Genomic DNA, 24,865 nt, shown 5'->3' with positions numbered 1-24,865 from the left:
AACCATGAGATTGCAGGGAAAAACGGCATTGGTGACGGGCGCGGCCTCGGGCTTCGGCAAGGGCATCGCCGAGCTTTTCGTGGCCGAGGGCGCGCGCGTGGCCATCGTCGATCTGAACGGAGACGGCGCGAGCGACGTGGCCGCGAGCCTCGGGGACAAGGCCATCGCCATCACATGCGACGTCTCGGACGGCGCGCAGGTGGCACAGGCGGTCGAGAAGGCGCGCGAGGCGTTCGGCGGGCTCGACATCGTGGTCAACAACGCGGGCTGGACCAACAAGAACAGCCCCCTGATGGAGACGGACGAGGCGACGTTCCGCAAGATCTACGACATCAACGTGCTGTCGATCTTCCACATGACCAAGGCCTGCGTGCCGATATGGCGCGAGCAGGGCGGCGGCGTGATGATCAATATCGGCTCGGTCGCCGGCATCCGTCCGCGCCCGGGCCTGACATGGTACAACTCATCCAAGGGCGCGGTGAACCTCATGACCAAATCGCTCGCCGTGGAGCTCGCGCCGGACAAGATCCGCGTCAACTGCGTGGCGCCGGTGATGGGGGCAACCGGCCTTCTCGAGCAGTTCATGGGCATGGAGGACACGCCCGAGAACCGCAAGAAATTCATCGCGACCGTCCCGATGGGCCGCCTGAGCGAGGCGCGCGACATCGCGAACGCGGCGCTCTATCTCGCGTCGGACGAGGCCGATTTCATCACCGGGGTGGTGATGGAGGTGGATGGCGGGCGCACCATCTGAGCCATCGAAGATGTGTTGAAATCAGGCCTGCGCCGCTGGTTTTCTCCATTGGCGCGGGCCGGTTTCGTGAATGGAGGTACCGCGCGTGTCCACGGCGACGGTCACCGGCATATCCTCCACGGTGAATTCGCGGATCGCCTCCATCCCCAGATCGTCATAGGCGACGACGCGCGCGGCCTTGATCGCCTGGCTCACCAGATAGGCCGCGCCGCCCACGGCGATCATGTAGACCGCGCCGTGCCGCCGGATCGCCTCGATCGCCTCGGCGCCGCGCTCGGCCTTGCCGATCATCACCTTGAGGCCGGTTTTGGCGAGTATCTCCTCGGTGAACTTGTCCATCCGCGTCGCGGTGGTCGGCCCCGCGGGGCCGATGATCTCGCCCGGCACGGCATCGACGGGGCCGACATAATAGAGCGCGCGGCCCCTCAGATCGACGGGCAAGGGGCCGCCCGCGCGCAGCGTCTCGACCATGCGTTTATGCGCGGCGTCCCGGCCCGTATAGAGCGTGCCCGACAGAAGCAGCGTCTCGCCCGGCTCGAGCGTGGCCAGCACCTGGTCGGTCAGCTCGTCGAGCGAGAGCCGCCGCCCGATGGGCGCTTGACCTTCGATCTCGGGCCAAAGCGCGCTGTCGGGCGGGGCGAATTCGACGGGGCCGTCGCCCGTCAGAGTGAAATCCACATGCCGCGTCGCTGCGCAATTGGGCACGAGCGCCACGGGGAGCGAGGCGGCATGGGTGGGGAAGGTCTCGATCTTGACGTCGAGCGCGGTGGTGATCCCGCCCAGCCCCTGCGCTCCGATCCCGAGCGCGTTGACCCTCTCGAGAATGTCGAGCCGCATCTCCTCGATCCGGTTTCGCGGGGCGCGCGCGCGCAGATCGGTGATGTCGATCGGCTGATTGAGCGCGGCCTTGGCCATCGCCATCGCCTTGTCGACGCTGCCGCCCACCCCGATCCCGAGAATGCCCGGCGGGCACCAGCCCGCGCCCATCCGCGCGACCCGCTCGACAACCCAGTCCGCGACATCCGCCGAAGGGTTCAGCACCGCGAATTGCGCCTTGTTTTCGGACCCGCCGCCCTTGGCCGAGACGGTCACATGCACCTCGCGCCCCGCGACCAGCGCCGTCTGGATCATGGCGGGGGTGTTGTCGCCGCTGTTGCGGCGGCTGTCGAGCGGATCGACGACGACCGAGGCGCGCAAAGGGTTCGTCTCCCGCGTCCAGGCCTGCCGGACCGCATCGTCCACCATGTCCTGCAAGGGGCGGGTCCAATCGGTCCACGCCTCGACTCCGACCTCGACGAAGACATTGACGGTGCCGGTATCTTGGCAGATCGGGCGATGGCCCATGGCGCACATGTAGGAATTAGTCAGGATCTGCCCGATGGCGGCCTTGGCCGAGGGGCTTTGTTCGCGCGCATAGGCATCCGCCATCGCGGCGATGAAATCGGGTGGATGATAATAGGAGATGTATTGCAGCGCATCCGCGATGCTCGCGATCAGATCGGCCTCGGTGATGGGCGATCCCAGGTGGCGAGGGGCCTCGCCCACGATATCGCTCGGCATGCGCGGGCTCATGCCGCCGCCTCGCTGCGCGCGAGGATGCGCCGCGCACGGGCGATCACGGGCGCGTCGATCATGGCGCCGTCCATCTGCACCGCCGCGCCGTCCCCGGCGGCCTCCAGAACGCGGCGCGCCCAACGCGCCTCGTCTTCGGTGGGCGCGAAGCCGCGCCGCGCCGGCGCGATCTGCGCCGGGTGGATCAGAAGCTTGCCGCCCATGCCCATTTCGGTCGCGTGGCGGCACTCCTCCTCGACCAAAGCCGCATCGCGTGTCGCGGTCGTCACCCCGTCGAGCGGCGCGGGCTGGTCCGCCAGCCGCGCGGCCAGAACCAGCGCGGCGCGCGCAGCGAGGAGCGATTGGCGCGTGTGGCCCATCCCGAGATCGGCGGCATAGTCGATCGAGCCGAAGGCCATGCGCGACGAGGCTGCGGCGATCCCGGCCAGATCGGCGATGCCGCGCGCCGTCTCGACCAGCGCGATCACGGGCTTGCCGGTGGCGCGCGCGACTTGGGCGCAGCTCTCGCCCGTCTCAGCCTTGGCCAGCATCACGGCGGCGAGGGGCAGGCGCGCCGCCGCCATGAGATCGCTCGCGTGCCAAGGCGTGCCCGCCGCGTTGATGCGCAGAACGAGCGGCGCGGCGATCCCGCTCATCGCGGCGTCCAGCCCCTCGCGGGCCGCGCCCCGCGCGTCCGGCGCGACCGCATCCTCGAGATCCACGATCACCGCGTCCGCGCCCGCCGCCGCGGCCTTGGCGATGCGCTCGGGCCGGTCCGCGGGCACGAAGAGCACGAGGGTCATGGCGTCGGTCGATGGGGGCATGGGCGGTAACTCCGGGCAAGTCTGCGCCATGCTAGCGCGGCGGGCCCGCTCGGGCCAGAGAGGCGCGCATCCGGGCATAGCCCGTGCCTATGGCCCTTGGACCCTTGCGGCTATTTCCCGCGATTTGCAGGATCGGGCAAACTCCGGCCGATAGGCCGACACAATCAGGGACGAATGCATGGCGGGCGATCTGGACGGTTTGTTGGTGATATCGGTCGAGCAGGCCGTGGCGGCGCCCTATGTATCGGGCCGGCTCGCCGAAGCCGGCGCCCGCGTCATCAAGGTCGAGCGGCCCGAGGGCGATTTCGCGCGCGGCTACGATCATCTCGTCCACGGCGAAAGCGCTTATTTCGTCTGGCTGAACCGGGGCAAGGAATCGCTCTGTCTCGATCTGCGCGAGGCCGGCGACAAGGCGCTGCTCGAGCGGATGCTGGCCCGCGCGGACGTCTTCATCCAGAATCTCGCACCCGGTGCCATCGCACGGCTGGGCTTCGATCAGGCCGAGTTGCGCCGCAAGTATCCGCGCCTCATCACCGTGGCCATTTCGGGCTATGGCGAGGAGGGGCCGCTCAAGGATCTGAAGGCCTATGACCTTCTCGTGCAGGCCGAAAGCGGGCTGTCGCAGATCACCGGCACCGAGACCGCGCAGGCGCGGGTGGGGGTCTCGGTCTGCGATATCGCCGCCGGGATGACCGCGTTTCAGGCGGTGCTTCAGGCTCTCATCGGGCGCGGCGTGACGGGGCAGGGGCGGCACCTGTCGATCTCGCTCTTTCATGCGCTGACCGACTGGATGAACGTGCCCTACCTGCAATATGTCTATGGCGGGAAGGAGCCGGTGCGCAGCGGGCTCAACCATCCCACCATCGCGCCTTACGGCGCCTATACCGGCGCGGACGGCAAGGACGTGCTTTTCTCCATCCAGAACGAGCGGGAATGGCGCGTCTTCTGCGCCGATATCCTGGGGATGCCGGACCTGCCGAGCGATCCGCGCTTCGACACGAATTCGCACCGGGTCGCGAACCGTGCCGCGCTGGACGAGATCATCCGCCCCGTCTTCGCCAAGGTCCCGCGCGACGACATGGCGGACCGGCTCGAGGCCGCGCGTATCGCCTATGGGCGGGTAAGCACGATGGAGGATCTGGCGCATCATCCGCAGAACCGCTTCATCGAGGTGGGCAGTCCCACGGGGCCGGTCAGGATGCTGGCCCCCGGCGCGCTGGCGGATGGCCAGGTGACGCGCCCCGGCGACGTGCCGGCGCTCGGCCAGCACAGCGAGGCGCTGCGCGCCGAGTTCGGCAGCGGGTAGGGAGAGGGACATGAGCCACGCGACAGCACGCAAGGATGCGGTGCGCGACTTCATCGCAGAGGCCCGCGCCATCGCCGCCGAGGGCGAGATGGACCGCACCCGGCTGGACCGGATCAAGGAGCGGCTGATGGAGATCGCCGCCCGCACCGAGCTCTGGGGCGAGGCGGAGTTTCCCGCGCCCAGCCGCGAGGAAAAGCAGAACCGCTATTTCATCGCGGGCGATCCGAGCGGTCTGACGCTCTATCTCAACGTCATGCAGCCCGGGAAGGTGATCCCGCCGCATAATCACACCGTCTTCGCCTGCATCGCCGCCGTCGAGGGGGCCGAGCAAAACAAGGTCTATGAGCGGGTCGATGACGGATCGGTGCCCGGAAAGGCCGAGTTGAAACTGCGCGAGCAGGTCGATCTGCGCCCCGGCACCGCGCTTGCGATGATGCCCGACGATATCCATAGCGTCGTGATTGAAGGGACCGAAATCATCCGGCACCTGCATTTCTACGGCCAGCCGCTCGAATCGCTCGACCGGCGGATCAGCTACGATCTGGACGCGGGCACCTGCAAGGTGATGGATATCGGCGCCAAGACCCGCAAATGAACGCCGCGCGCATCAGCGTCCGAGAGGTGCGCGCCGCCCTGAAGGACGGGGGAGAAATCGCCCTGATCGATCTGCGCGAGTTCGGGCGATACGGCGAAGGGCATCCCTTTTTCGCCGTCAACATCCCGTTCAGCCGGCTCGAGCATGACGCGCCGCGCCTGATGCCGCGCCGCTCCGTGCGCTGCGTGCTCTTCGGCGACGGGGAAGGCATTGCGGAGCGCGGCGCCGAGGTGCTGGGCGCGCTCGGCTACAGCGATCTGCACATCATGGAAGGCGGCGCGCCGGCTTGGGCGGCGGCAGGGCATACACTTTTCAAGGGCGTGAACCTGCCGTCCAAGGCCTTCGGCGAGATCGTCGAGCATGATTTGGGCACGCCCTCGCTCTCGGCGGAGGAGCTGCACGCGATGCAGGAGGGCGGGCGCGCGCCGTTGGTGCTCGACGGGCGCAGCGCGGGCGAATTCACCAAGATGTCCATTCCCGGCGCGCGCTCCTGCCCCAATGCCGAGCTGGGATACCGCGCGGGCCAGATGGCCCCTCCGGGTGCGCCCATCGTGGTCAATTGCGCCGGGCGCACGCGCTCAATCATCGGGGCCGAAACGCTCCGGCTGGCGGGTTGGGACGGCCCCGTGCATGCGCTGCGCAACGGAACGCAAGGCTGGCGGCTGGCGGGGTACGGTCTGGCGTATGGGCAGGACGCGGGCAGCCTGCCGCCCGTGCCGCCCGACGGGATCCGGGCCGCGCGCCGTCGGGCGGCGACGCTGATCTCGGACTATGGCCTGCCGGTGGTGGACATGACCGAGCTGCGCCTCTGGGACGATGCCGCGCACACCATCTTTCGCTTCGATGTGCGCAGCGAGGCCGAGTATCGCGCGGGTCATGCGCCGGGGTTCGTTCATGCGCCGGGCGGGCAATTGGTGCAGGCGACGGACGAGAAGCTGGCCGTGCGCGGCGCGCGCATCGTACTGAGCTGCGACACCGGGCTTCGCGCGGTGACGACCGCCATCTGGCTGCGCGGGATGGGGCATGATGCGCGCATCCTTGAAGGCGCGCCAATGGACGAGCCCGCGCCCACCCGCGAGACCGAGGCGCCCGACATGCGCCGGCTGCGGCCCGGCACCTGGCTCGACGCATCGCGCGGGCTCGACTATCGCGCGGCGCATATCGAGGGCGCGCTCTGGGTGAACCGCGCGCAGCTTTGGCGCGAGCGGCCCGCCTCCAAGTCGCCGATCACCGTGGTCGGGCGGGATGCGGCGCTGGTCGCGGGCGTGGTGGCCGAGCTGAAACATCAGGGCCATGGCGATGTCGCGGCGCTGCCGAGCGGCCCCGAGGACTGGCGCGCCGCAGGGCTGAATGTGGTTGCCTCGCCCGACTGCCCGAGCGATGCGGAGTGCATCGATCATCTGTGGTTCGTCCATGACCGGCATGACGGGAATCTCGACGCCGCGCGGCGCTATCTCGAGTGGGAGATGGGGCTTCTGGCGCAGCTCGATGCGGACGAGCGCGCGGCGCTGAAACCGCTCAGGCCGCGCTAGCGGCTCATGCGCGGCCCGCGCCCCTCGATCCAGCGGAAGGCCAGCGTGATGACGCCCGCGATCAGCAGGTATCCGGCGGCCAGCAGCAGCAGCGGCTCGTAGACGATGAACGTGTCCTGCCGGACGCGCGAGGCGACGGCGTAAAGCTCGACGATGGTGATGGTCGCGACGAGCGGCGTCGCCTTGAGTTGCAAAATCGTCTCGCCGCCCAGCGTCGGCATCGCGCTGCGGAACGCCTGCGGAAGCCAGATGCGGAAGAAGATCTTGTGGCGCGGCATCCCGAAGGCGCGCGCCGCCTCGATCTGTCCCTTCTGAACAGAGGCGAAGGCGCCGCGCATTACCTCGCCCTCGTAGCCCGCGTAGGAGAGGGTCAGCGACAGGACCGCATAGGGCCAGGCCTGGCGCAGATAGGGCCACAGCTCGGAATTGCGGATGGCCGGGAATTGCGGGAAGAGCGAGCCCAGCCCGTAATACAAAAGCCAGATCTGCAAGAGCAGCGGCGTTCCGCGGATGATCGTGCAGAAGGCGCGGGCGGGCGCCGACAGGTACCAAGGCCCGATCGCCTGCGCCAATCCCAGCGGCACGGCGAGCATGAAGCCGAGGATGATCGACACGGCGAGTATCCAGATCGTGGCCCAAAGCCCGTCGAGGATGAGGGGCGTGTAGCGCGGCAGCCAGCTCCAATCCATCGACACGGCGCACCACGCGACAAAAGCCGCGAAGAGGCCCAGCATGACGAGGCGGCGGGGGATGAGCATGGCGCGGATCATGTCCATCGGCTCAACTCCGGTGCGAGGGCTGGCCGCGCCGCGCCCATTTCTCGATCCGCCCGAAGATCACGCCCGAGAAGAGCGTGACCATCAGGTAGAGGAAACCGGCGGCGAGGAAGAAGGTGAAATAGGCGCGCGTCGATTGCGCGGCCTGCCGCGTCTCGAGCGTCAGCTCGCTGAAACCGACGACGGCAAGGAGGGCGGTGTCCTTGGTGGCGATCAGCCACAGGTTGGCGAGGCCCGGAATGGCGAAGGCGGTCATCGCGGGGATCGTGACGCGCCGGGCCATGAGGATGCGCGGCATGCCGTAGGCGCGCGCCGCCTCGATCTGGCCGGGCGGAATGGCGGTGATCGCGCCGCGCAGGATTTCGGTGGCATAGGCGCCCTGCACGATGCCGAGCACCCAGATACCGGCGGCGACGCCGCTGATTTCGACCGGCCCGCGCCCCAGCGCGTCGGCCGCCTGGTTCAGCAGGTCCGTGCCCACATAGTAGAGGATCAGGATCAGCACGAGTTCGGGCACCGCGCGCACGACGGTCGTATAGACCTCGAGCAGATCGCGCAGCCAGGCGCTGCCGTAGAGCTTTCCCATCGCGCCGAAAAAGCCGATGACGAGGCCGAAGCCAAAAGCGCCGAGCGCGATCTGGATCGAGTTGACCAGACCGCGCAGAAGATTCGCCCCCCAGCCGGGGGGCGAAAGCGAGAGCAGTTCGAGCGTTTGCTCCAAGTTCCGGCCTTACTTGCTGTAGATCGGGGCCGAGAAATACTTGGCGGTGATCTCCTCGTGGGTGCCGTCCTCGAGAACCTTGGCGATGCCCATGTTGATCTTCTCGCGCAGCTCGTCATCGCCCTTGCGCACACCGGCGCCGACGCCTTGACCGAGAACGGCCACGTCATCCTCGACCGCGCCGACGATCTCGCAGCAATCCCCGATATCGCTCTCGACGAAATCGGCCATCGCGATGCTGTCGGCCTGAATGGCGTCGATGCGGCCCGAAACGAGGTCCTGATTGGCTTCGTCCTGCGTCTGATAGACGCGGATCTCGGCCACGGCCTCCTCGAAATGCTTCTGTGCGTAGGCCTGGTGCGTGGTCGAGGCCTGAACGCCGAGGATCTTGCCCGAGAGGCCTTCGGCGGTGGGCTCGATGCCCGAGTCCTTGGCCGCGACGACGACGGCGGGCGTCTTGTAGTAGTGATCCGAGAAGTCGATCTGCTTGGCGCGCTCCTCGGTGATCGACATGGACGCCATGATGACGTCGATCTGCTCGCCCATCAGCGAGGGGATGATGCCGTCCCATGCGACGGGCGTGAGCACGCATTCCAGCTCGGCGGCGCCGCAGACGGCGTCGATCATCTCGACTTCCCAGCCGGTCCAGTTGCCGGCGCTGTCGGGCGCGGCGAAGGGCGGGTAGGGCTCGGCGGCGATGCCGACCTTGACCGGATCGGCGAGCGCGGCCCCGGTCATCATCGCGAGCGCGGCGGCCCCTGCGGTGAGCGTTGTCTTGAGTTTCATCGGTAGTCTCCCTGTTTTGATTGTCGTCTCTTGATTTTCGCCGCCCGGTCTAGCCGACGGTGCGGAGAAACTGTTTGAGGCGCTCGGATTTCGGATTGCCGAACACCTCTTCGGGCGGACCCTCCTCTTCGATGCGACCCTCGGATAGGTAGATGACATGGCTCGCCACTTCGCGCGCGAATTTCATCTCGTGCGTGACGAGGATCATTGTGCGCCCCTCGGCGGCCAGATCGCGGATCACGGTCAGCACCTCGCCCACCAGCTCGGGGTCGAGCGCGCTCGTCGGCTCGTCGAAGAGCATGACCTTCGGATCGACCGCAAGCGCGCGCGCGATCGCGGCGCGCTGCTGCTGGCCGCCCGACAGGAACGCGGGGTAGCTTGCATGCTTCTCGGCGAGGCCCACGCGTTCGAGCAATTCCATCGCGCGGCGCGTCGCTTCGGCCTTGGGCACTTTCAGAACATGGACCGGCACTTCGATCACGTTTTCCAGAAGCGTGCGATGCGTCCAGAGATTGAAGGACTGAAAGACCATGGCAAGGCTGAGGCGGATCCGCTCGATCTGGCGGGCCTTGGCAGGGGAGCCATCGGGGCGGGTCAGCACCTCTTCGCCGCCGACGATGATGCGCCCGCTCGTGGGCGTTTCGAGAAAGTTGATGCAGCGCAGCATGGTCGACTTGCCCGAGCCCGAGCCGCCGATGATCGCCACCACATCACCCTGCGCGGCGTTGAGCGACACGCCCTTGAGAACCTCGAGCGTTCCGAAGGATTTGTGCAGATCCTCGACACGCACGGCTTCGCTCGCGCTGGCGGCATCGAATGTGGCGTTCGCCTCCGCTTTTGGCGCGGATTGTGCGGAACTCATGCGGCAGTCTCCCTTGTCGCTTGCAGTAATTCCGATTCTAGCTAATTGTGCAACTGTATAATTAATTGCCGTGGGGTCGCCCCGCCGCATCTTTCGACAGCCAAGGCCCGCAAATGTCGCCCGACCGCAAACCCTTTCGCCGAATCGGCCCCGATGGTCGCCGCGAGGCGATGATCGACGCGATGCTCGCCATCATCGCCGAGGAAGGCATCGCCGCCGCCACGACGCGCACCGTGGCGGCGCGCGCCGGCGTGACGCCCGGCCTCATCCGGCATTACTTCGAAAGCAAGGACGCGCTTCTGGGCGCAGCCTATGAGCGGCACATGACCGAGCTTACCGCCGCGACGCGCGGCACCGGTCGGGGCGCGCCGGGGCAGGGCGAGCGGGCGCCGGGCGATGCACGGCAGGGCGGCCGCGCCGCCGCGCGGCTCGCCGCCTTCATCGCGGCGGGGCTGCGCGCGCCCGTGGTGAGCGCCGAGGCCGTATCGCTCTGGGCGGGGTTCCTGACCCATGTGCAGCGCAGCGCGGCGATGATGGACGTGCATGCGCGCACCTACGCCGAGTTCCGCGATCACCTCGAGGGCCTCGTCGCGGCGGCATTGGCGGAGGCGGGCCGACCCGCCGCGCCCGAGACGCTGCGCCGCCACGCCATCGCCTGCAACGCGGTGCTGGACGGGCTCTGGCTCGAAGGGGGCATGCTGCCGGGCGCCTTCGCCCCCGGCGAATTGGCGTCGATCGGGCTGGACACGATCGGCGCGATGCTTGATCTGCCGCTAACGCGCGCCGCGGCGACCGAAGACAGACTGGAAGGACTCGAGACATGAAATTCGCAGACATCACGCAGCGCCTGACCGGGCTCGGAAGCGCCAAATGGGCCGTTCACTCGCGCGGCCGCGCGCTTGCCCGCGAAGGGCGCGACATCGTCGAGCTGACGATTGGCGAGCCGGACGTGCCGCCCGTCGATGCGCTGATGGAGGATGCCGCGACCGCGATGCGCGCGGGCCGCATGGGCTATTCCGACGGGCGGGGCGAGCCCGGCCTGCGCGCGGCACTCGCGCGGCGCTATACCGAATCGACGGGGCGCGACATTCATCCCGACCAGGTGATGTGCCTTCCGGGCACGCAGACATCGCTCTTCACCGCGCTCATGGGCATCACGCAGGAGGGCGACGAGGTGCTCGTGGGCGATCCCATGTACGCCACCTACGAGGGCTGCATCCGCGCGAGCGGCGCGGCGATGGTGCCGGTCCCGCTCGATCCCGAGAACGGGTTCCGCATGAAAGCCGCCGATATCGAGGCACGCATCACGCCGAGAAGCCGCGTCATCATGCTCAACACCCCGCACAACCCGACGGGCGCGGTGCTCACGCGGCAGGATGTGCAGGAGATCGGCGCGGTCGCGCGCAAGCATGATCTGTGGATCCTCTCGGACGAAGTCTACGAGGAGCTCATTTTCGACGGTGTGCCCTTCGCCTCGCCCCTGGCCGAGCCGGACCTGGCCGAACGGGTCGTCATCGTCTCGTCGATTTCGAAAAGCCATGCCGCCCCCGGCTTCCGCAGCGGCTGGGCCATCGGAAGCCTCGAGTTCATCGAGGCGCTGCTTCCCCTCTCCGAGACCATGCTCTTCGGCAGCCAGCCCTTTCTGGCGGACGCGACCGCCGCCGCCGTCTCCGCCCCGTCGAGCGTGGCACCCGGCATGCGCCAGCGATTCGCGGCGCGGGCGGGCTACATCGCGACCCGTCTCGAGGCCGAAAGCGCTTTGAGCGTCAGCCGCCCGCAAGCGGGCATGTTCGCATTGATCGACATCTCGAGCACCGGGATGGACGCCGAAAGCTACGCGTTCGATCTGCTCGAGACCGCCGGCGTCGCCGTGATGCCCGGCACATCCTTCGGGCTGAGCCTCGATACGTGGGTGCGCGTCGCGCTGACCGCATCCGACGATGCGATCGAGGCGGCATGCGACCGGATGATCGCCCATGCCGCCGCGCGCGTGCATGAAACCGCCTGACCCTTCGGAGCCCCAGACATGACCAGTCCCGCCACCCATTTCAGCCACGCCGTCTCGCGCCGCCCCGGACAGTCCGTCACCGGCGGTCTGCGCGCGGAGGATCGCGGCGCGCCCGATCTCGTCCGGATGCTGGCCGCGCATGACGCCTACATCGCCACCCTTCGCGCCACCGGCGCCGAGGTGACGGTGCTCGACCCGCTCGAGGAGTATCCCGACGCGCTCTTCGTCGAGGATACGGCGCTTTGCCTGCCCGAAGGCGCGATCATGATGCGACCCGGCGCCCCGAGCCGCATGGGCGAGGTGGATCACATGCGCCCGGTGCTCGCGGGCATGTTCGACGATTTGCGCGAAATCACGGGGCCGGGCCATATCGAGGGTGGCGACATTCTCTATACCGGGCGCGAGGTTCTGGTGGGCAAGTCGGCCCGCACCGACGCGGCGGGCGTGGCCGAGTTGCGCGCGATTCTCGATGATTGGGGCCATCCCCTGCGCGAGTTGCAGACGCCAGAGGGGGTGCTGCATTTCAAGACCGATTGCTCGCTGCTCGATCCCGAGACGATCCTTTCGACGCGCCTGCTCGATTCGGGGGGCTGCTTCGAGGGGTACCGCGTGCTGCACCTGCCCGACGGCGAGGAAGCGGCGGCCAATGCCATCCGCTTCAACGATGTGGTGCTGCTGCCCGACGGCTTTCCGAGGACCGCCGAAATGCTGACGCGCGAGGGCTACGACATCCGCCCCATCGACAATACCGATTGCGCGCTTCTGGACGGAGGCATGTCCTGCCTCTCGCTGCGCTTCATTCTCTGAGCGGGCCTATTTCAGCTCGACCTCGATGAAGGACATGGGCGCGTCGCCGCCGTTGATGACGTTATGCTCCACGTCTTCCTGCCGGCGATAGACACTGCCCGCGCTCACCTTGTTCTCGGCGGTCTCGCCGCCGGGAAGCTCGAGGCGCATGTGGCAGTCCGTCAGCGCGGTGATGACGTAATCCATCTCGTGCCGGTGCCAGCCCGTTTGCTGGCCCGGCGCGAAATCGAAGCGGGTGACGCGGACGCGCGCATCGTCGATGAGTTGCGTGGCGGTGCAGGTCATGGTCATGGGGGAGCCTCCGGCAGGACTGTTCGCAGAAACGATGAATGCCCATCGGGCCACGCCGCGCATGGCTTGTCCAGAGGCGCAAAGGGCGCGCGGCGCGCCCCGTGGGTCGAATCGTGGCGGCTCTGGCCCGCGTCTTTCGGCCTTATGGCTCACATGCAGGTCACACAGGCGCGATGACAGCGCGGAGCGTTCCGGCCATGCGTTCGAGCGCATAGCCCCTTGAAACCATGCGCAATTCATTTGCCGGCCCGTATTTGCGGCAACACTGTGTGCCAAAATCGTCACAAAGTCGGCAACATCGGCTCGGCTCGGGCGGGGTTCGTTGACAGGAGCGTGAGAAATGCAGCATTTGAACCTCAAGTCGCGTCCACCTTCGGAGGCGGCGGATCATGACACACATCATTCCTGCTACTCTGAGGAGGGACATACCTTGAAAAAGCATCTGCTTAGCACCAGCGCGATCGCCCTGGGCGTCGCCGCAGCGGCACCTGCCGCGGCCCAAGAATGGGACGTTTCGTTCGGCGGCTTCATGAGCCAGCACGTCGCATACGCAGACCTGAGCGGTTCCGCTCTGGCAGCCGGCGGCGACTATGACGGCGTCGATCTGCACTCGTCGTCCGAAATCATCTTCACCCCCTCGATCACGCTGGACAACGGCCTGACCTTCGGTGTGAACGTTCAGCTCGAGACCGAGCAGAACGCAACTGGCGAAATCGACGAGTCGTACATGTCGATCAGCTCGGACACCCTCGGTCAGATCCTGATCGGTTCCGAGAACTCGGCTGGTTACAAGTCCATGGTTGGCGCGCCCGGCGTGACCTCCATGTTCATCAACTCGCCCTCGATCTCGACCTTCATCCCCTTCTCGCTGGCATATCCGGGCGGCTTCCGTCAGGCAGGCCTGTCGAGCTTCACCGAAGTCGCGGGTAACAACGACGTTCAGCGTCTGACCTACTTCACGCCGTCCTTCAACGGCCTGACCGTCGGTGTTTCGTACGCACCCACCGGCAGTGTCAACGTCGGCAACAGCTTCGGCGTCGATAAGAACGCGGTTCTGTCGGATATCTTCGACATCGGCGTGAACTACAGCCAGACCTTCGGCACCACCAGTGTTACCCTGGCAGCCCGTTACGGAACCGGTGACTCGCAGTTTGCCGCGGGTTCCGATCCCGAGACCTGGGGTGTCGGCTTCCAGATTGGGTTCGCTGACTTCACTTTCGGCGGTAGCTACACCGAGAACGACAACGGCGCACCTGGTGGTGTCAGCGGAAACGTTGCCGCTGTCCAGCCCACACCCGGTAACGTCGGTGTCGCGGGTACCACTGTGGACTACGGTTCCGACAGCAGCGGCTACAGCATTGGCATGACCTACGACATTGCTGGTCCGTGGGCTGTTGAAGCACTGGCTTACTTCGGTGAAGTCGAGCAGGGCGCAAACGATGCCGAGTATGAAGCCTACCGCATCGGCGCAAGCCGTGACCTGGGCCCGGGCGTCGACTGGGATATCTATGTCGTCCAGCTGGATGCAGACAGCGGCGGCGCAACGCCGACCGACGTAAGCGGCACCGTGATCGGCACCGGCATCAACCTGTCCTTCTAAGACCGGTTGATCTGACCAAGATCGAGCGGGAGGGGTGGCAACGCCCCTCCCGTTTTCTTTGTGGCGCGAAAGCCACTCGGCGCGGGATAGTGACCGCGCCGGATGAGCCAGATGGACGGATGACGAGAAATGCAGAATGGATTCTGCATAACGTCCTCCTTTGTGGAACATCCCATAAAAACTATCTGCTCGGCACCAGTGCACTCGCGCTCGGTGCGGTCATTTCTGCGCCCGTTTCGGCCCAGGAATGGAACGTGCCCTTTACCGGCTTCATGAGCCAGCATGTCGGCTATGCCGATTTGAGCGGCTCGGCGCTCGCCGCGGGCGGCGATTTCGACGGCGTCGATATTCACTCTTCGACCGAGATCATCTTCACCCCGTCGATCACCCTCGACAACGGCCTGACCTTCGGTGTGAACGCCTCGCTCGAGGGCGAGAACACCGGACAGGAAATCGACGAGTCCTATTTCTCGATCAGCGGCGACACGCTCGGCAAGGTCGTCATCGGCTCGGAGAATCCCGCCGGCTACACGATGATGGTCTCGGCGCCGATCGTCACGGCGATGTATATCAACTCGCCCTCGATCTCGACCTTCATCCCCTTTTCGGCGGCCTATCCGGGCGGCTTTCTTCAGGCGGGCCTGACGTCCTTCACCGAGGTGGCCGGCAACGATGACGTCCAGCGCCTGAGCTATTACACGCCCAGTTTCAATGGCTTGACCCTCGGTATCTCCTATGCGCCCACCGGCATGAACAACGTCGCGAACAGCTTCGGCGTGGACAAGAACACCGTTCTGTCGGACATTTTCGACATCGGCGCCAACTACACGCAGACCTTCGGCAGCACCTCGGTGTCGCTGGCCGCGCGCTATGGAGTCGGCTCCGTAGCTAGTATCATTCCCGCCGTTGCAGCAAGTGCAGGGCCAGATGGTCTTGATGGCACCGCTGACGACATCGCAGCCACTGCCGCTGCCCTAAATCCTGACGGCGACCCCGAAACATGGGGCATCGGCGCGCAGATCGGCTTCGGTGATTTCATGGTCGGCGGCAGCTATGCCGAGAACGATAATGGCGGCGCCCTGGGCGCCGGCGACAGCTCGGGCTGGAATTTCGGCGCGACCTATGATGCACCCGGCGCCTGGTCCTTCGAAGTCGTGGCCTATCTGGGCGAGACCGATATCGGCGCCACGAATGCCGAATACAACGCCTACCGCATCGGCGCGAGCCGCGATCTGGGTCCGGGCGTGGATTGGGACATCTATGTCGTGCAGCTCGATGCCGATGACGGCGTCCCCGGTGCCGCCGGTCTCGATGTCGAGGGCACGGTTCTGGGCACGGGCATCAACCTGTCCTTCTGAGGCGACAGAGCCGTCCAAGATGCAGCGGGAGGGGTGGCAACGCCCCTCCCGTTCGTTTATTCCCGTAAGGAATAAGCGTTGTGCAGGCAGGCCGGACCGATGAGCAAGAAACCCGACAGGAAAACCGCCCCCAAGCCGGCTCCGGGCGCGCCGAAGCCTCGGCCCAAGGTCCAACCCTCGGGCAAGCCGAAGGCGAGCATCGTCTGGCTGGCCTCCTATCCGAAATCGGGCAACACTTGGACGCGGATCTTCCTCGCCAATTACCTGACCAATGCCGAGAAGCCGGTCTCGATCAATCAGGTCCACCGCTTCGGCATGGGCGACTCGATCGCCAAGACCTACGACATGGTCGCCGCGCCCCATGAGCCCGATCTGAACGATCACCTCGTCACGCTCGGCCTGCGCGACAAGGTCTTGCGCGGGATCATCGGCAACGGCGCCGATGTGAACCTCGTCAAGACGCACAACATCCGCTCGAAGGCCTACGGAACCGAGCTCATCCCGCCGCAATATACGCGCTCTTCGGTCTATATCGTGCGCAACCCGCTCGACATGGTGCTCTCCTATGCGCGCCATTACGGGATCGCGCCCGAGGCCGCGGTCGAGGCGATCGGGCGCAGCGACAACGCGAACGCGACCGATGGCGCGGCGGTCTGGCAATTCCTCGGCTCCTGGTCCGAGCATGTGACGAGTTGGACCACCAATTCGCCCTATCCATCCCTGGTGCTGCGCTACGAGGACATGCTCGAGAAGCCCGAAGAGGCCTTCGGCGCGCTGGTGCGTCACTTGGGCCTGCCGCCGCAGCCCGAGCGGCTGGAAAAGGCGATCCGGTTCGCCAGTTTCGACGAAGTGTCGAGTCAGGAAAAGGCCGGCGGCTTTGCCGAAAATCCCGGCAAGAGCGAGACGTTCTTCACCTCGGGCAAGTCGGGCACCGGCAAGGCGACGCTCGGCCCCGATCTGGTGAAGAAAATTGAGACCGATCACAAGGCGGTCATGAAGCGGTTCGGGTATCTCTGAAATGGCGCCGCTCAACCGTATCATCTGGATCGCGTCCTATCCGAAATCTGGCAATACATGGATGCGCAGCCTCCTCGCGCATTACTTCATGCCGCCGGGGCAGGCGCCCGACATCAACAACCTGCGCAATTTCACCACAGCCGATGTGCGGCAGGACTTCTACGACGCGGCCAATGGCGGCCCCTACAAGGGCGCGGGGCTGGAGGACTGGATGCGGGTGCGCCCGCAGGCGCTGCGCCTCATCGCGCAGTCGCGGCCGAACCATCATTTCGTCAAGACGCATTGCCAGACGGTGCGGCTCGGAACGCAGGACGTGATCCCACCCGAGGTGACGGCGGGCGGCATCTATCTCATCCGCAATCCGTTCGATCTCGCACCCAGCTTCGCGCGGCATCAGTCGGCGGATATCGACACGGCGATCGACCGGATGTGCAATCCCGAGACGGTCATGGGCACGCCGACCGGCATTTTCGACCTTCTGGGCCGCTGGGACGATCACGTCCATTCCTGGACGAACGCGCCCGGCCTCAAGCGGCGCGTGATCCGCTATGAGGACCTTCTCACCAAGCCCGCCAAGGAGATGCGGGGCCTTCTCGAAGTGTTTCTCGGGCAAAAGGTCGACGCGGCCAAGCTGGCCCGCGCGATCAAGGCGACGGCCTTCGACAAGATGAAGAAACAGGAGCGGGAACAAGGCTTTACGGAAAAGCCCGCCGGCATGAGCGATTTTTTCGCCAAGGGGCAGGCGGGCGTCTGGAAGGACGATCTGACGCCGAAACAGGTGGCTCGCCTGCGCGAGGCTTTCCTTCCCGCGCTGAAGATGCATTATCCCGAAATGCTGGCCGAAACCGAAGCCTTCGCGCGCGGCACGGCCTGATCCCTCATTCCAATCCGAGGAAACAAGACATGCAGAAGTCGTTCAAGATCCTCATGGCCGCGCTCGCCGCGGCGGCGCTCGGCGCCTGCGCCTCGCCCAACATGCCCGCGGGAACCGCCACGCTCGGGGCGTCGCCCACGGTCGGCGGCGGCACCTTCACCTCGCCGGGCGGACTTTCGATCGCGGTCGATGCGCGCGATATCGGCGGGCGGACCGGCATCTGCGGCGTCTGGGCCGAGAGCATCAACCAGTCGGTCATGACGCGCAATTCCGGCCCCAAGATCCTCGCCAGCGGCGGCGTCACGCTCGGCGGCGAGGGTGTCGCGCGCGGTCTGTCCTTCCTGCGCAAGGTCGAGCCGGCGGAGAGCTATGCCGGCATGGAGGCGAATTGCGTCGTCTCCGAGCGCCCGTGGCGCGCGGGCGACGAGGCGCGCGAGCTTCGAATCCATATCCCGCGGCAAGTGGTCTATAACGGCCTCGACGGCGATTTCGGCGTCTCGGGCGGTATTCTGATCTGGTTCCGCCCCGGCGGCCCCGGCGCGCATCCGAGCGATCCGAAGCCCTGGTATCATCTGAACGGCACGGGCGTCTCGGGATCGCTGGCCAAGGACGAGTGACGGCGGCGGGAACCGGCTTGGCCCTCATCGCGTTCGTTTTACGTAAAGCTGCGTAACCGAAGTGCGAGGGACTGGTATGGTCGAGATAACGAGTGTGGGCGGGTTCATCGTCCTTGTGTGCGACGTGTGGGCGATCGTGTCGATCTTCGGATCGCGCGCATCGACTTGGCGCAAGGCGCTATGGATCATCGCGGTCCTCCTTCTGCCCATTCTCGGCTTCATTCTCTGGCTGCTCTTCGGCCCGCGCGCGGCGCGGAATCCGGCATGAGCGAGCATAGCCCCACCGCCTATGGCAAACCGAGCTGGCCAGTGGGTATCTGGCCCGCGCTGAAGGGTGTCTGGACGTTGATCGGCGAGAAGAACCTCAATCTGATCGCCTCGGGCATCGGGTTTTACGGGCTTCTAGCGACGTTTCCGGCGATCGCGGCGACCATCGCTCTCTGGGGTTTCGTCGCCGATCCGGCCCTCGTTCAGGCGCAGGTCTCGCAATTCACGACGCTGCTGCCCGAAGAGGTGGCGACGCTGCTGACCGCGCGCGTTGCCGAACTGGTGGCGGCGGATTCGACGACGCTCGGCTGGGCGGGGCTCTTGTCCATCGCGCTTGCGCTCTGGTCGGCGCGGGCAGGCATCGCGGCGCTGGTCGTCGGGCTGAACGCCGTTTACGGCGAGAAGAACCGGGGCGGGCTCAAGCATATCCTTGTGGCCTTCAGCCTGACGGGGTCGCTCATCGTGCTGGCTCTGGCCTGTTTCGCGGCGCTGGTGGGCGTGCCTTTGGTGCTCACCTTCCTGCCGCTCGGCCCGTTCGGCACCTTCATCGCCGAGGTGCTGCGCTGGTGCGTGGCGGTCTCGACCGTGCTTCTGGCGCTGGGGCTGCTCTATCGCTATGCGCCCAATCGGCGCAGTCTCGCGCGAGCGGGATGGATCACGCCGGGCGCGATTTCCGCCACGATCCTATGGGCGCTGGCGACCTGGGGATTCACCCTCTACCTGCAGAATTTCGCGAATTACAACGAGATCTACGGCTCGCTCGGGGCGGTGATCGTGTTGCTTCTGTGGCTCTACCTCAGCGCCTTCGTCTGCCTTCTGGGCGCGGCGCTCAATGCCGAGCTCGAGCTGCAACAGAAGAAGGACACGACACGCGGTCCCGAGAAACCGATGGGGGAGCGGGGGGCATTCGTCGCGGACAACATGAGCCGCGACGAATGATCTACTTGCGGCCGCGCGCGGCCTGCGCGGCGTTCAATCCGATGATGAAGGCTTCGGCCAAGGGCGAAAGGCCACCGAGTGGCGGCGGTGTCGCCGGGCCGTGCAGCGCGGCGGCTTCGGCGGCGATCATCTTGGCGCGTTTCTTGGCGCGTGCGGCGATGCCGATGAAAATCAGGCCGAACCCGACAAAAATGCCGCCGAGGACCGCTGCGGCGAAGAGGGCGGAATAGGCCTCCTCGAGCAGGATCCACGCGGCGGACGTCAGGAACCCGACCCCGATCGCGATGAGCACACCGCCCACCGAATTGAGCAGCACGCGCCGGATGGCGCGTGCCGAGCGATACTTGACCGCTGTGATCAGACCGATCACGCCGATCAGCGACGGCTGGTGGAGAGGATCCCCACGACGAAGCCGAGCGCGGCGGCCATGCCGAGCGACAGGGCCGGTTTTTCCTGAACGAATTCCTGCGCCTGGGCATTCAACGCATTGGCCTGCGCCTGAGCGCTGTGGAGCGCGTCCGCACCCTGCGCGCGGGCCTTCTCGTACTTGCGCTGAGCGGCTTCCGTCATGCCGTCCTTCTGGGCCTTGGCCATGGCGCCGAGCGTCTCCGTGATGCCCGCGAGATCCTGCCGCAACGTCGCGATCTGTTTTTGCAGGTCTTCGGTATCGGGATTTTTGGTCTGTGCCATCTAGGCCTCCTTGAATTCAACTTGACGGCATCGCAACGCGCGCGGGGCGGATCGGTTCCATGAAAAATGGCTGTTTTCACGATCGGGTGAGGCGGCTTGCACCGGGTGGAACCGCCCTGCGCATCGCGCGTTCGCCTGCCAGCTTCAACTCTTGTCCGTGTCAGACCGCAGGAGGCAATTGGAAAGGATCGATCATGCTCTATTGGGCCGCCGTTTTCTTCGTCATCGCCATCGTCGCCGCCGTGTTCGGCTTCGGCGGTATCGCTTCCGCCTCGGCCAGCATCGCGCAGATTCTGTTCGTGATCTTCGCCGTGCTCTTTGTCGTCGCGCTCATCCTGCGCATGGTCAGAAAATAACAAGGCAACTCGCCGAATGAAAAACGCCGCGCGGAATGCACTCCGCGCGGCGTTTTCTTTGCACGAAGTTGTTCGGCCTTCACGCCATGTTAAGCGTTTCGGTCGATGAAAAGAACATCGCCTGACCGACGGCCGAGCGGACCTGGTCCTCGGTATAGGGCTTGGCGATCACGAAGGCCGGCTCGGGCTTGTCGCCCGTCAGCAGACGCTCGGGGAAGGCGGTGATGAAGATGACGGGAATGTCGCCGATCTGCTTGAGCAGGGCATTGACCGCGTCGATGCCGGAGGAGTTATCGGCAAGCTGGATATCCGCGAGGATCAAATCCGGCGTCTTCTTGAGCCCCAGATCGATCGCGGCGTCCCGCGTGCGGCCGATCCCGGTGACGTTGTGACCGATGGAGGTGACGATACTGTGCAGGTCCATCGCGATGATCGCCTCGTCCTCGATGACGAGCACGTCGCCCGCCATGCTTTCCTCGATCTCACGGCGCGCGGCGGCGATCAGATCTTCGGCGTCGGCGGCCGAGATGTCCATGATCTTGCCGATCTCCTCGGGCGTGAATTCCTCGATGGAGTTGAGCAGCAGCGCCTGCCGCGTGTCGGGCGTGAGCTGGCTCATGTGATCTTGGGCCGCCGTCTCGAGACTGCGGGGCACCGGCCCTTCGGCGACTTCCTCGGGCGCGCCGGCGCTTTGCCAGACCAGACGGAAGGCACGAAAAAGAGCGACCCGTGGGGACGGATCGCTTGCATAGGCGTCCCGGTCCATCAGGATCGCTTCGAGTGTGGCCGTCGCGAAAGCGTCTCCGCTGCTCTGGCTGCCGGTGAGTGCGCGCGCGTAACGCCTCAGGTAGGGAAGGTGGTGTGCGATCTGCTGCGAAAAATCCGCGCTCGCGTCAGAAGTACCCATCATTTCTCCATTTTTCTTCTGTATATTTCTGAAAGTTCTTGGAACCAACTCGTGCCGGGCGCGTTCGGTTCCGATACAGGGACAATATTTTTCAACCGAAGGTAACAAGTATGAAGCGCGGGCAACATTATGAAGCGTGACGAAGATGGCGGCAATGCCGACGGCGCGCCGAGCAGGAAGGCGCCCAAGCGCGACCAGATCGACGAAAATCTCAAGCGTGTCTATAACGAGATGCTCGAACAGGACGTGCCCGACCGGTTCGAGGAATTGCTCCGACAATTGCGCGAGCAGGACAAGTCATGACCCCCGGCAAGAACGCGGACAGCTCCGCGCAAATGGACCCGCGTGACGAGATCGTCACGCATCTCAAACCGATGCGTGCCTTCGCATTGTCGCTGACGCGCGACGTGGCGCGGGCGGACGATCTGGTGCAGGATACGGTGGTCAAGGCTTGGACCAATATCGACAAGTTCACCGTCGGTACGAACATGCGCGCATGGCTCTTCACCATTCTGCGCAACACGTTCTATTCCGAGCGCCGCAAGGCCAAGCGCGAGGTTGCCGATGTCGATGGCGCGATGACCGAACGGATGTCCGAAAAGCCCGCGCATGACGGGCGGCTCGCGCTCACGGATTTCCGTCGCGCCTTCGATCAGCTTCCGGCGGAGCAGCGCGAGGCGCTCATCCTCGTCGGCGCGCAAGGCTTTGCCTATGAGGAGGCCGCGCAGATGTGCGGCTGCGCGGTCGGAACGGTCAAGAGCCGTGCCAATCGCGGCCGCAAGCGCCTTGCCGAAATGCTGGACATGCATGAGGATGAGGCCATGGAGCTGACAGATCAGGCCACGGTCGCGGTCATCAGTCGAAATTCGGGTATGTGACGCGTGCAGGACGACCGGCCGGATAAGGCGATAACTCCGGCTGAGGGGTGGCAGGCGGCGCGGCGGCGCAACGCGTTGATGCCGCGAACGGCGCTGTTGCTCACGCTGGCGCTTCTGCCCCTCGGGATCATCGCCGTCGCCCAGACCCAAAGCGCCATCGAGGCCGCGCGCGAGACCTATCGCGCCGGCCTCAGCGCGCAGACGACTAGGCTCGTCGCGTCCGAGACGGAGGCCATCCAGGGCGCGCGCGGCATCACGCAAGGCCTCGCGGACGCACTGGCCGTGATGGGGCCGGACGATGAGATCTGCACCGACCTGATGAAGTACTCCGCGCAGCGCAACGAGGCGGTGGTGTTTCTCGGCTACATCGACACGGACCGCCGGTCTTCGTGCAACAATTTCGGCGAAAGCTACGATTTTTCGGACATCACCCGGCTTTCCGAGGCGATGGAGCGCGAACAGCTCTCGGTCACCTACAGCCCCAAGGGCGGCGCCAGCGGAATGCCCGTCGTCGTCGTCCAGCAGCCCGTCTACAGCGAGCAGGGCGTATTTCGCGGGTTCATCTCGCTGTCGATGCTGAGCGAGCGGATCAGCGCCAGCCGCGCGGCCGATCCGCTCGGCGCGGATGCGGTCGTGGTCACGTTCAATGCCGACGGCGTCATCTTGACGGCCGACGACGCGCCCCGAGGATATGAGGACTATTTGCCTGCCGAGACCGCGCTGACGGATCTCGTCGGCAAGGGCTCGCAACTTTTTTCCGAGGAGACGATTGGCGGGCAGATACGCGAATTCGCGGTCGTTCCCATTCTCGAGGATCAGGTCTACGGCCTCGGAAGCTGGCAGTCGCAGCGCCCGCTGATGCGCGAGCGGGCGTTTTCGGTCTTCACGCTGCTCTTCCCGATCCTGATGTGGCTCATCAGCCTTGTCGTGGCGCTTCTGGCGATCCGGTTACAGGTGATCCGGCCCATCCGCATCCTCGGGCGGCAGATGCGCGACTTCGCGGAAGGTCGCCGCGTCTTCCGCAGCGAAGCGCTCGACAGCGCGCCGAGCGAGCTGCGCGAGATCGGCGAGACCTTCTCCACGATGGCGCAGAAGGTGATCCGCGACGAGGCGGATCTCGAGAACACCGTCCACGAGCGCGACGTGCTCATCAAGGAGGTGCATCACCGGGTCAAGAACAACCTTCAGCTCATGTCCTCGATCCTGAACATGCAATCGCGCAGCGCACCCGGCGCCGACACGCGCGGCGCATTGCGCAAGGTGCAGGACCGCCTGACGAGCCTCGCCGCCGTCCACCGGGGCCTTTACGAGACGCCGCTGGTCAGTCAGGTGCGTGTCGATATGCTGCTCGACGATCTTCTGCGCCAGCTCTCCAAGCTGGGCGACAGCGAGGCGGCGCCGCTCGACGTGGTGCTCGACCTCGAGCCGGTGACGCTCGTGCCCGACCAGGCCGGACCGCTGGCCATGATGGCGGCCGAGGGCTTCACCAACGCGCTGAAATACGCGGCGCCCGGCACCGACGGGATGCGCCGCATCCATGTGAAACTGCGCCCCGATCCGGAGCGTGCCGATATGGTCGAATTCGAGATCGGCAACACCGTCGAGGTTAAGATCCGCGCCGAGGCGGAGCAAGGGCTCGGGATGAAGCTCATTCAGGCCTTCTGCGCGCAGCTCGATTGCCGTATGACCAGTAGCGACGAGGAAGCTGGCTGGTTTGGTATTCATGTTCGATTCAAGATGCAGGAATTCGTCTCGGAGCAGCACACTCCGCGCGTCTGACGCTCCCGAAGGACGCGGCGCGTGATCCCTCTCGTCTGGCAGGCCGCGCTTTTCGGCCTCGTCGCGGGCAGCGCGCTCGTCGTCGGGGCGTGGGCCGGCTATTTCCTGCGGCTGCCGAAGGTGCTCTGCTCATCCATCATGGCCTTCGGGATCGGGGTGCTGATTTCGGCGCTCGCCTTCGATCTGATGGACGAGGCCTTCGCCGAAGGCGGGATCTGGGCCGCGACGGCGGGCTTCGCGCTGGGCGGCGCGCTCTATGCCGGGGCGAATGCGTGGCTCGCCTCGGCGGGGGCGCGCAAGCGCAAGCGCTCGGACCGGGGCGGGGCGACGGCGGCCTCGGCATCGCTCGCCATCGCGGTCGGCTCGCTTCTCGACGGCATTCCCGAAAGCGCCGCCATCGGCATCTCGCTTCTGGACGGCGAGGGGGTGGCCATCGTCGCGCTGGCCGCGATCTTCGTGTCGAACGTGGCCGAGGGCCTGTCGAGCACCATCGGGATGAAGGCGGCGGGCAAGTCCGCGCGCTACATCTTCACCATCTGGGGCAGCATCGCCTTCGCCTGCGCGCTGTCGGGGATGCTGGGTTATGTCGTGGTCGGCCAGCTCGGGCTGTTCTGGATCGCGGCGGCCACGGCCTGCGCGGCGGGGGCGGTTTTCGTGATGCTGATCGACACGATGATTCCCGAAGCCTTCGAGAAGATCCACGCGCTCTCGGGTCCGGTCGCGGCGCTCGGCTTCCTGCTGGCCTTCGCGGGCAGCCACGTCTTCTGAGC

General features: G+C 66.0%; 29 protein-coding genes. 19 read left to right on the top strand and 10 right to left on the bottom strand.

Annotated elements, in window-relative coordinates; genetic code table 11:
• Nucleotides 1-4: 4 nt before the first annotated feature.
• Nucleotides 5-754, top strand: a complete 750-nt coding sequence (locus tag ACGRVM_RS08355; protein ID WP_377170930.1) for an SDR family oxidoreductase — start codon at nucleotides 5-7, stop codon at nucleotides 752-754.
• Between the two features lie 21 nt (nucleotides 755-775).
• Here ACGRVM_RS08355 and ACGRVM_RS08350 read toward each other — a convergent pair whose 3' ends face one another.
• Both ACGRVM_RS08350 and ACGRVM_RS08345 read right to left on the bottom strand, forming a co-directional pair.
• Nucleotides 776-2,326, bottom strand: a complete 1,551-nt coding sequence (locus ACGRVM_RS08350; RefSeq protein ID WP_377170933.1) for a FumA C-terminus/TtdB family hydratase beta subunit — start codon at nucleotides 2,324-2,326, stop codon at nucleotides 776-778.
• Nucleotides 2,323-3,129 (bottom strand): HpcH/HpaI aldolase/citrate lyase family protein, encoded by an 807-nt coding sequence (locus tag ACGRVM_RS08345; RefSeq protein ID WP_377170934.1) that lies wholly within the window; start codon nucleotides 3,127-3,129, stop codon nucleotides 2,323-2,325. The genes ACGRVM_RS08350 and ACGRVM_RS08345 overlap by 4 nt, the downstream gene beginning before the upstream one ends.
• Before the next feature lie 178 nt (nucleotides 3,130-3,307).
• Between ACGRVM_RS08345 and ACGRVM_RS08340 the strand changes: the two genes are divergently transcribed.
• From ACGRVM_RS08340 to ACGRVM_RS08330, 3 genes are read left to right on the top strand one after another with little or no spacing between them, the layout of a single operon-like run.
• A complete protein-coding gene (locus ACGRVM_RS08340) occupies nucleotides 3,308-4,435 on the top strand; it encodes a CaiB/BaiF CoA transferase family protein (protein WP_377170936.1) in 1,128 nt (375 codons plus the stop codon).
• 10 nt (nucleotides 4,436-4,445) lie between these two features.
• The gene (locus ACGRVM_RS08335) at nucleotides 4,446-5,030 is read left to right on the top strand and encodes a cysteine dioxygenase family protein (protein ID WP_377170938.1); all 585 of its coding nucleotides are present in this window, start codon (nucleotides 4,446-4,448) and stop codon (nucleotides 5,028-5,030) included.
• Nucleotides 5,027-6,562, top strand: coding sequence for a rhodanese-like domain-containing protein (locus ACGRVM_RS08330; RefSeq protein WP_377170940.1), 1,536 nt, complete (start codon nucleotides 5,027-5,029; stop codon nucleotides 6,560-6,562). Before ACGRVM_RS08335 ends, ACGRVM_RS08330 begins: the two co-directional genes overlap by 4 nt.
• Here ACGRVM_RS08330 and ACGRVM_RS08325 read toward each other — a convergent pair.
• The 4 genes from ACGRVM_RS08325 to ACGRVM_RS08310 are packed head-to-tail and all read right to left on the bottom strand — an operon-like array spanning nucleotide 6,559 to nucleotide 9,707.
• Complete coding sequence (locus ACGRVM_RS08325; RefSeq protein ID WP_377170943.1) at nucleotides 6,559-7,338, bottom strand: ABC transporter permease; 780 nt, start codon at nucleotides 7,336-7,338, stop codon at nucleotides 6,559-6,561. The two genes, ACGRVM_RS08330 and ACGRVM_RS08325, sit on opposite strands and share 4 nt — an antisense overlap.
• Before the next feature lie 4 nt (nucleotides 7,339-7,342).
• Nucleotides 7,343-8,059, bottom strand: coding sequence for an ABC transporter permease (locus ACGRVM_RS08320; RefSeq protein WP_377170945.1), 717 nt, complete (start codon nucleotides 8,057-8,059; stop codon nucleotides 7,343-7,345).
• 9 nt (nucleotides 8,060-8,068) lie between these two features.
• The gene (locus tag ACGRVM_RS08315; protein WP_377170947.1) at nucleotides 8,069-8,845 is read right to left on the bottom strand and encodes a transporter substrate-binding domain-containing protein; all 777 of its coding nucleotides are present in this window, start codon (nucleotides 8,843-8,845) and stop codon (nucleotides 8,069-8,071) included.
• A gap of 49 nt (nucleotides 8,846-8,894) precedes the next feature.
• Nucleotides 8,895-9,707, bottom strand: coding sequence for an ABC transporter ATP-binding protein (locus ACGRVM_RS08310; RefSeq protein WP_377170949.1), 813 nt, complete (start codon nucleotides 9,705-9,707; stop codon nucleotides 8,895-8,897).
• Between the two features lie 113 nt (nucleotides 9,708-9,820).
• Here ACGRVM_RS08310 and ACGRVM_RS08305 point away from each other — a divergent pair, with 113 nt between their 5' ends.
• The 3 genes from ACGRVM_RS08305 to ACGRVM_RS08295 are packed head-to-tail and all read left to right on the top strand — an operon-like array spanning nucleotide 9,821 to nucleotide 12,522.
• Nucleotides 9,821-10,531, top strand: a complete 711-nt coding sequence (locus ACGRVM_RS08305; RefSeq protein ID WP_377170951.1) for a TetR family transcriptional regulator C-terminal domain-containing protein — start codon at nucleotides 9,821-9,823, stop codon at nucleotides 10,529-10,531.
• Complete coding sequence (locus tag ACGRVM_RS08300; protein WP_377170953.1) at nucleotides 10,528-11,715, top strand: pyridoxal phosphate-dependent aminotransferase; 1,188 nt, start codon at nucleotides 10,528-10,530, stop codon at nucleotides 11,713-11,715. Before ACGRVM_RS08305 ends, ACGRVM_RS08300 begins: the two co-directional genes overlap by 4 nt.
• Before the next feature lie 18 nt (nucleotides 11,716-11,733).
• On the top strand, nucleotides 11,734-12,522 hold the full coding sequence (locus ACGRVM_RS08295) for a dimethylarginine dimethylaminohydrolase family protein (protein WP_377170954.1): 789 nt from the start codon (nucleotides 11,734-11,736) through the stop codon (nucleotides 12,520-12,522).
• A gap of 6 nt (nucleotides 12,523-12,528) precedes the next feature.
• Here ACGRVM_RS08295 and ACGRVM_RS08290 read toward each other — a convergent pair whose 3' ends face one another.
• On the bottom strand, nucleotides 12,529-12,813 hold the full coding sequence (locus tag ACGRVM_RS08290; RefSeq protein WP_377170957.1) for a cupin domain-containing protein: 285 nt from the start codon (nucleotides 12,811-12,813) through the stop codon (nucleotides 12,529-12,531).
• 430 nt (nucleotides 12,814-13,243) lie between these two features.
• Here ACGRVM_RS08290 and ACGRVM_RS08285 point away from each other — a divergent pair, with 430 nt between their 5' ends.
• The 7 genes from ACGRVM_RS08285 (at nucleotide 13,244) to ACGRVM_RS08255 (ending at nucleotide 19,485) form a co-directional block, all read left to right on the top strand.
• Nucleotides 13,244-14,413: a porin gene (locus ACGRVM_RS08285; RefSeq protein ID WP_377170959.1), complete on the top strand. Its 1,170-nt coding sequence runs from the start codon at nucleotides 13,244-13,246 to the stop codon at nucleotides 14,411-14,413.
• A gap of 119 nt (nucleotides 14,414-14,532) precedes the next feature.
• Nucleotides 14,533-15,771 carry a porin gene (locus ACGRVM_RS08280; RefSeq protein WP_377170961.1) on the top strand — a complete coding sequence of 413 codons (1,239 nt, stop codon included), beginning with the start codon at nucleotides 14,533-14,535 and terminating at the stop codon, nucleotides 15,769-15,771.
• Nucleotides 15,772-15,870: 99 nt separating this feature from the next.
• Nucleotides 15,871-16,788: a sulfotransferase domain-containing protein gene (locus ACGRVM_RS08275; RefSeq protein WP_377170963.1), complete on the top strand. Its 918-nt coding sequence runs from the start codon at nucleotides 15,871-15,873 to the stop codon at nucleotides 16,786-16,788.
• Between the two features lies 1 nt (nucleotide 16,789).
• Nucleotides 16,790-17,662, top strand: coding sequence for a sulfotransferase domain-containing protein (locus ACGRVM_RS08270; RefSeq protein WP_377170965.1), 873 nt, complete (start codon nucleotides 16,790-16,792; stop codon nucleotides 17,660-17,662).
• 29 nt (nucleotides 17,663-17,691) lie between these two features.
• Nucleotides 17,692-18,279, top strand: a complete 588-nt coding sequence (locus ACGRVM_RS08265; protein WP_377170967.1) for a hypothetical protein — start codon at nucleotides 17,692-17,694, stop codon at nucleotides 18,277-18,279.
• 76 nt (nucleotides 18,280-18,355) lie between these two features.
• A complete protein-coding gene (locus ACGRVM_RS08260) occupies nucleotides 18,356-18,547 on the top strand; it encodes a PLD nuclease N-terminal domain-containing protein (protein WP_377170969.1) in 192 nt (63 codons plus the stop codon).
• A complete protein-coding gene (locus ACGRVM_RS08255; protein ID WP_377170972.1) occupies nucleotides 18,544-19,485 on the top strand; it encodes a YihY/virulence factor BrkB family protein in 942 nt (313 codons plus the stop codon). The genes ACGRVM_RS08260 and ACGRVM_RS08255 overlap by 4 nt, the downstream gene beginning before the upstream one ends.
• A gap of 1 nt (nucleotide 19,486) precedes the next feature.
• On the opposite strand, the gene ACGRVM_RS08250 is transcribed toward ACGRVM_RS08255, so the two are convergent.
• Together ACGRVM_RS08250 and ACGRVM_RS08245 are read right to left on the bottom strand one after the other, a co-directional pair.
• The gene (locus tag ACGRVM_RS08250; protein ID WP_377170974.1) at nucleotides 19,487-19,855 is read right to left on the bottom strand and encodes a hypothetical protein; all 369 of its coding nucleotides are present in this window, start codon (nucleotides 19,853-19,855) and stop codon (nucleotides 19,487-19,489) included.
• Nucleotides 19,856-19,860: 5 nt separating this feature from the next.
• Nucleotides 19,861-20,175, bottom strand: a complete 315-nt coding sequence (locus ACGRVM_RS08245; protein WP_377170976.1) for a DUF883 family protein — start codon at nucleotides 20,173-20,175, stop codon at nucleotides 19,861-19,863.
• Nucleotides 20,176-20,369: 194 nt separating this feature from the next.
• On the opposite strand from ACGRVM_RS08245, the gene ACGRVM_RS08240 reads away from it, so the two are divergent.
• Nucleotides 20,370-20,531, top strand: a complete 162-nt coding sequence (locus ACGRVM_RS08240) for a DUF1328 domain-containing protein (RefSeq protein ID WP_377170978.1) — start codon at nucleotides 20,370-20,372, stop codon at nucleotides 20,529-20,531.
• Nucleotides 20,532-20,610: 79 nt separating this feature from the next.
• On the opposite strand, the gene ACGRVM_RS08235 is transcribed toward ACGRVM_RS08240, so the two are convergent.
• Nucleotides 20,611-21,441: a response regulator gene (locus ACGRVM_RS08235; RefSeq protein ID WP_394624041.1), complete on the bottom strand. Its 831-nt coding sequence runs from the start codon at nucleotides 21,439-21,441 to the stop codon at nucleotides 20,611-20,613.
• Nucleotides 21,442-21,567: 126 nt separating this feature from the next.
• Here ACGRVM_RS08235 and ACGRVM_RS08230 point away from each other — a divergent pair, with 126 nt between their 5' ends.
• The 4 genes from ACGRVM_RS08230 to ACGRVM_RS08215 all read left to right on the top strand — a co-directional run bounded on the left by ACGRVM_RS08230 (nucleotide 21,568) and on the right by ACGRVM_RS08215 (nucleotide 24,863).
• Nucleotides 21,568-21,741 carry a NepR family anti-sigma factor gene (locus ACGRVM_RS08230; RefSeq protein WP_377170982.1) on the top strand — a complete coding sequence of 58 codons (174 nt, stop codon included), beginning with the start codon at nucleotides 21,568-21,570 and terminating at the stop codon, nucleotides 21,739-21,741.
• The gene (locus ACGRVM_RS08225) at nucleotides 21,738-22,316 is read left to right on the top strand and encodes an RNA polymerase sigma factor (protein ID WP_377170985.1); all 579 of its coding nucleotides are present in this window, start codon (nucleotides 21,738-21,740) and stop codon (nucleotides 22,314-22,316) included. The genes ACGRVM_RS08230 and ACGRVM_RS08225 overlap by 4 nt, the downstream gene beginning before the upstream one ends.
• Before the next feature lie 78 nt (nucleotides 22,317-22,394).
• Nucleotides 22,395-24,095, top strand: a complete 1,701-nt coding sequence (locus ACGRVM_RS08220; RefSeq protein WP_377170987.1) for a sensor histidine kinase — start codon at nucleotides 22,395-22,397, stop codon at nucleotides 24,093-24,095.
• A gap of 21 nt (nucleotides 24,096-24,116) precedes the next feature.
• Nucleotides 24,117-24,863 (top strand): ZIP family metal transporter, encoded by a 747-nt coding sequence (locus ACGRVM_RS08215; protein ID WP_377170990.1) that lies wholly within the window; start codon nucleotides 24,117-24,119, stop codon nucleotides 24,861-24,863.
• Nucleotides 24,864-24,865: the final 2 nt, after the last annotated feature.

It is taken from the genome of Roseovarius aquimarinus (assembly GCF_043661195.1).
GTDB classification, from domain to species: domain Bacteria; phylum Pseudomonadota; class Alphaproteobacteria; order Rhodobacterales; family Rhodobacteraceae; genus Roseovarius; species Roseovarius aquimarinus.
The sequence above is the reverse complement of the archived record's forward strand: the minus strand, read 5'-3'. Positions and strand labels throughout refer to the sequence as shown.

Coding starts and splice junctions, on each gene's coding strand:
- ACGRVM_RS08355 (WP_377170930.1), top strand. CDS start 5: ATGAGATTGCAGGGAAAAACGGCATTGGTGACGGGCGCGGCCTCGGGC.
- ACGRVM_RS08350 (WP_377170933.1), bottom strand. CDS start 2,326: ATGAGCCCGCGCATGCCGAGCGATATCGTGGGCGAGGCCCCTCGCCAC.
- ACGRVM_RS08345 (WP_377170934.1), bottom strand. CDS start 3,129: ATGCCCCCATCGACCGACGCCATGACCCTCGTGCTCTTCGTGCCCGCG.
- ACGRVM_RS08340 (WP_377170936.1), top strand. CDS start 3,308: ATGGCGGGCGATCTGGACGGTTTGTTGGTGATATCGGTCGAGCAGGCC.
- ACGRVM_RS08335 (WP_377170938.1), top strand. CDS start 4,446: ATGAGCCACGCGACAGCACGCAAGGATGCGGTGCGCGACTTCATCGCA.
- ACGRVM_RS08330 (WP_377170940.1), top strand. CDS start 5,027: ATGAACGCCGCGCGCATCAGCGTCCGAGAGGTGCGCGCCGCCCTGAAG.
- ACGRVM_RS08325 (WP_377170943.1), bottom strand. CDS start 7,338: ATGGACATGATCCGCGCCATGCTCATCCCCCGCCGCCTCGTCATGCTG.
- ACGRVM_RS08315 (WP_377170947.1), bottom strand. CDS start 8,845: ATGAAACTCAAGACAACGCTCACCGCAGGGGCCGCCGCGCTCGCGATG.
- ACGRVM_RS08310 (WP_377170949.1), bottom strand. CDS start 9,707: ATGAGTTCCGCACAATCCGCGCCAAAAGCGGAGGCGAACGCCACATTC.
- ACGRVM_RS08305 (WP_377170951.1), top strand. CDS start 9,821: ATGTCGCCCGACCGCAAACCCTTTCGCCGAATCGGCCCCGATGGTCGC.
- ACGRVM_RS08300 (WP_377170953.1), top strand. CDS start 10,528: ATGAAATTCGCAGACATCACGCAGCGCCTGACCGGGCTCGGAAGCGCC.
- ACGRVM_RS08295 (WP_377170954.1), top strand. CDS start 11,734: ATGACCAGTCCCGCCACCCATTTCAGCCACGCCGTCTCGCGCCGCCCC.
- ACGRVM_RS08290 (WP_377170957.1), bottom strand. CDS start 12,813: ATGACCATGACCTGCACCGCCACGCAACTCATCGACGATGCGCGCGTC.
- ACGRVM_RS08280 (WP_377170961.1), top strand. CDS start 14,533: ATGACGAGAAATGCAGAATGGATTCTGCATAACGTCCTCCTTTGTGGA.
- ACGRVM_RS08275 (WP_377170963.1), top strand. CDS start 15,871: ATGAGCAAGAAACCCGACAGGAAAACCGCCCCCAAGCCGGCTCCGGGC.
- ACGRVM_RS08270 (WP_377170965.1), top strand. CDS start 16,790: ATGGCGCCGCTCAACCGTATCATCTGGATCGCGTCCTATCCGAAATCT.
- ACGRVM_RS08265 (WP_377170967.1), top strand. CDS start 17,692: ATGCAGAAGTCGTTCAAGATCCTCATGGCCGCGCTCGCCGCGGCGGCG.
- ACGRVM_RS08260 (WP_377170969.1), top strand. CDS start 18,356: ATGGTCGAGATAACGAGTGTGGGCGGGTTCATCGTCCTTGTGTGCGAC.
- ACGRVM_RS08255 (WP_377170972.1), top strand. CDS start 18,544: ATGAGCGAGCATAGCCCCACCGCCTATGGCAAACCGAGCTGGCCAGTG.
- ACGRVM_RS08245 (WP_377170976.1), bottom strand. CDS start 20,175: ATGGCACAGACCAAAAATCCCGATACCGAAGACCTGCAAAAACAGATC.
- ACGRVM_RS08240 (WP_377170978.1), top strand. CDS start 20,370: ATGCTCTATTGGGCCGCCGTTTTCTTCGTCATCGCCATCGTCGCCGCC.
- ACGRVM_RS08235 (WP_394624041.1), bottom strand. CDS start 21,441: ATGATGGGTACTTCTGACGCGAGCGCGGATTTTTCGCAGCAGATCGCA.
- ACGRVM_RS08230 (WP_377170982.1), top strand. CDS start 21,568: ATGAAGCGTGACGAAGATGGCGGCAATGCCGACGGCGCGCCGAGCAGG.
- ACGRVM_RS08225 (WP_377170985.1), top strand. CDS start 21,738: ATGACCCCCGGCAAGAACGCGGACAGCTCCGCGCAAATGGACCCGCGT.
- ACGRVM_RS08220 (WP_377170987.1), top strand. CDS start 22,395: ATGCCGCGAACGGCGCTGTTGCTCACGCTGGCGCTTCTGCCCCTCGGG.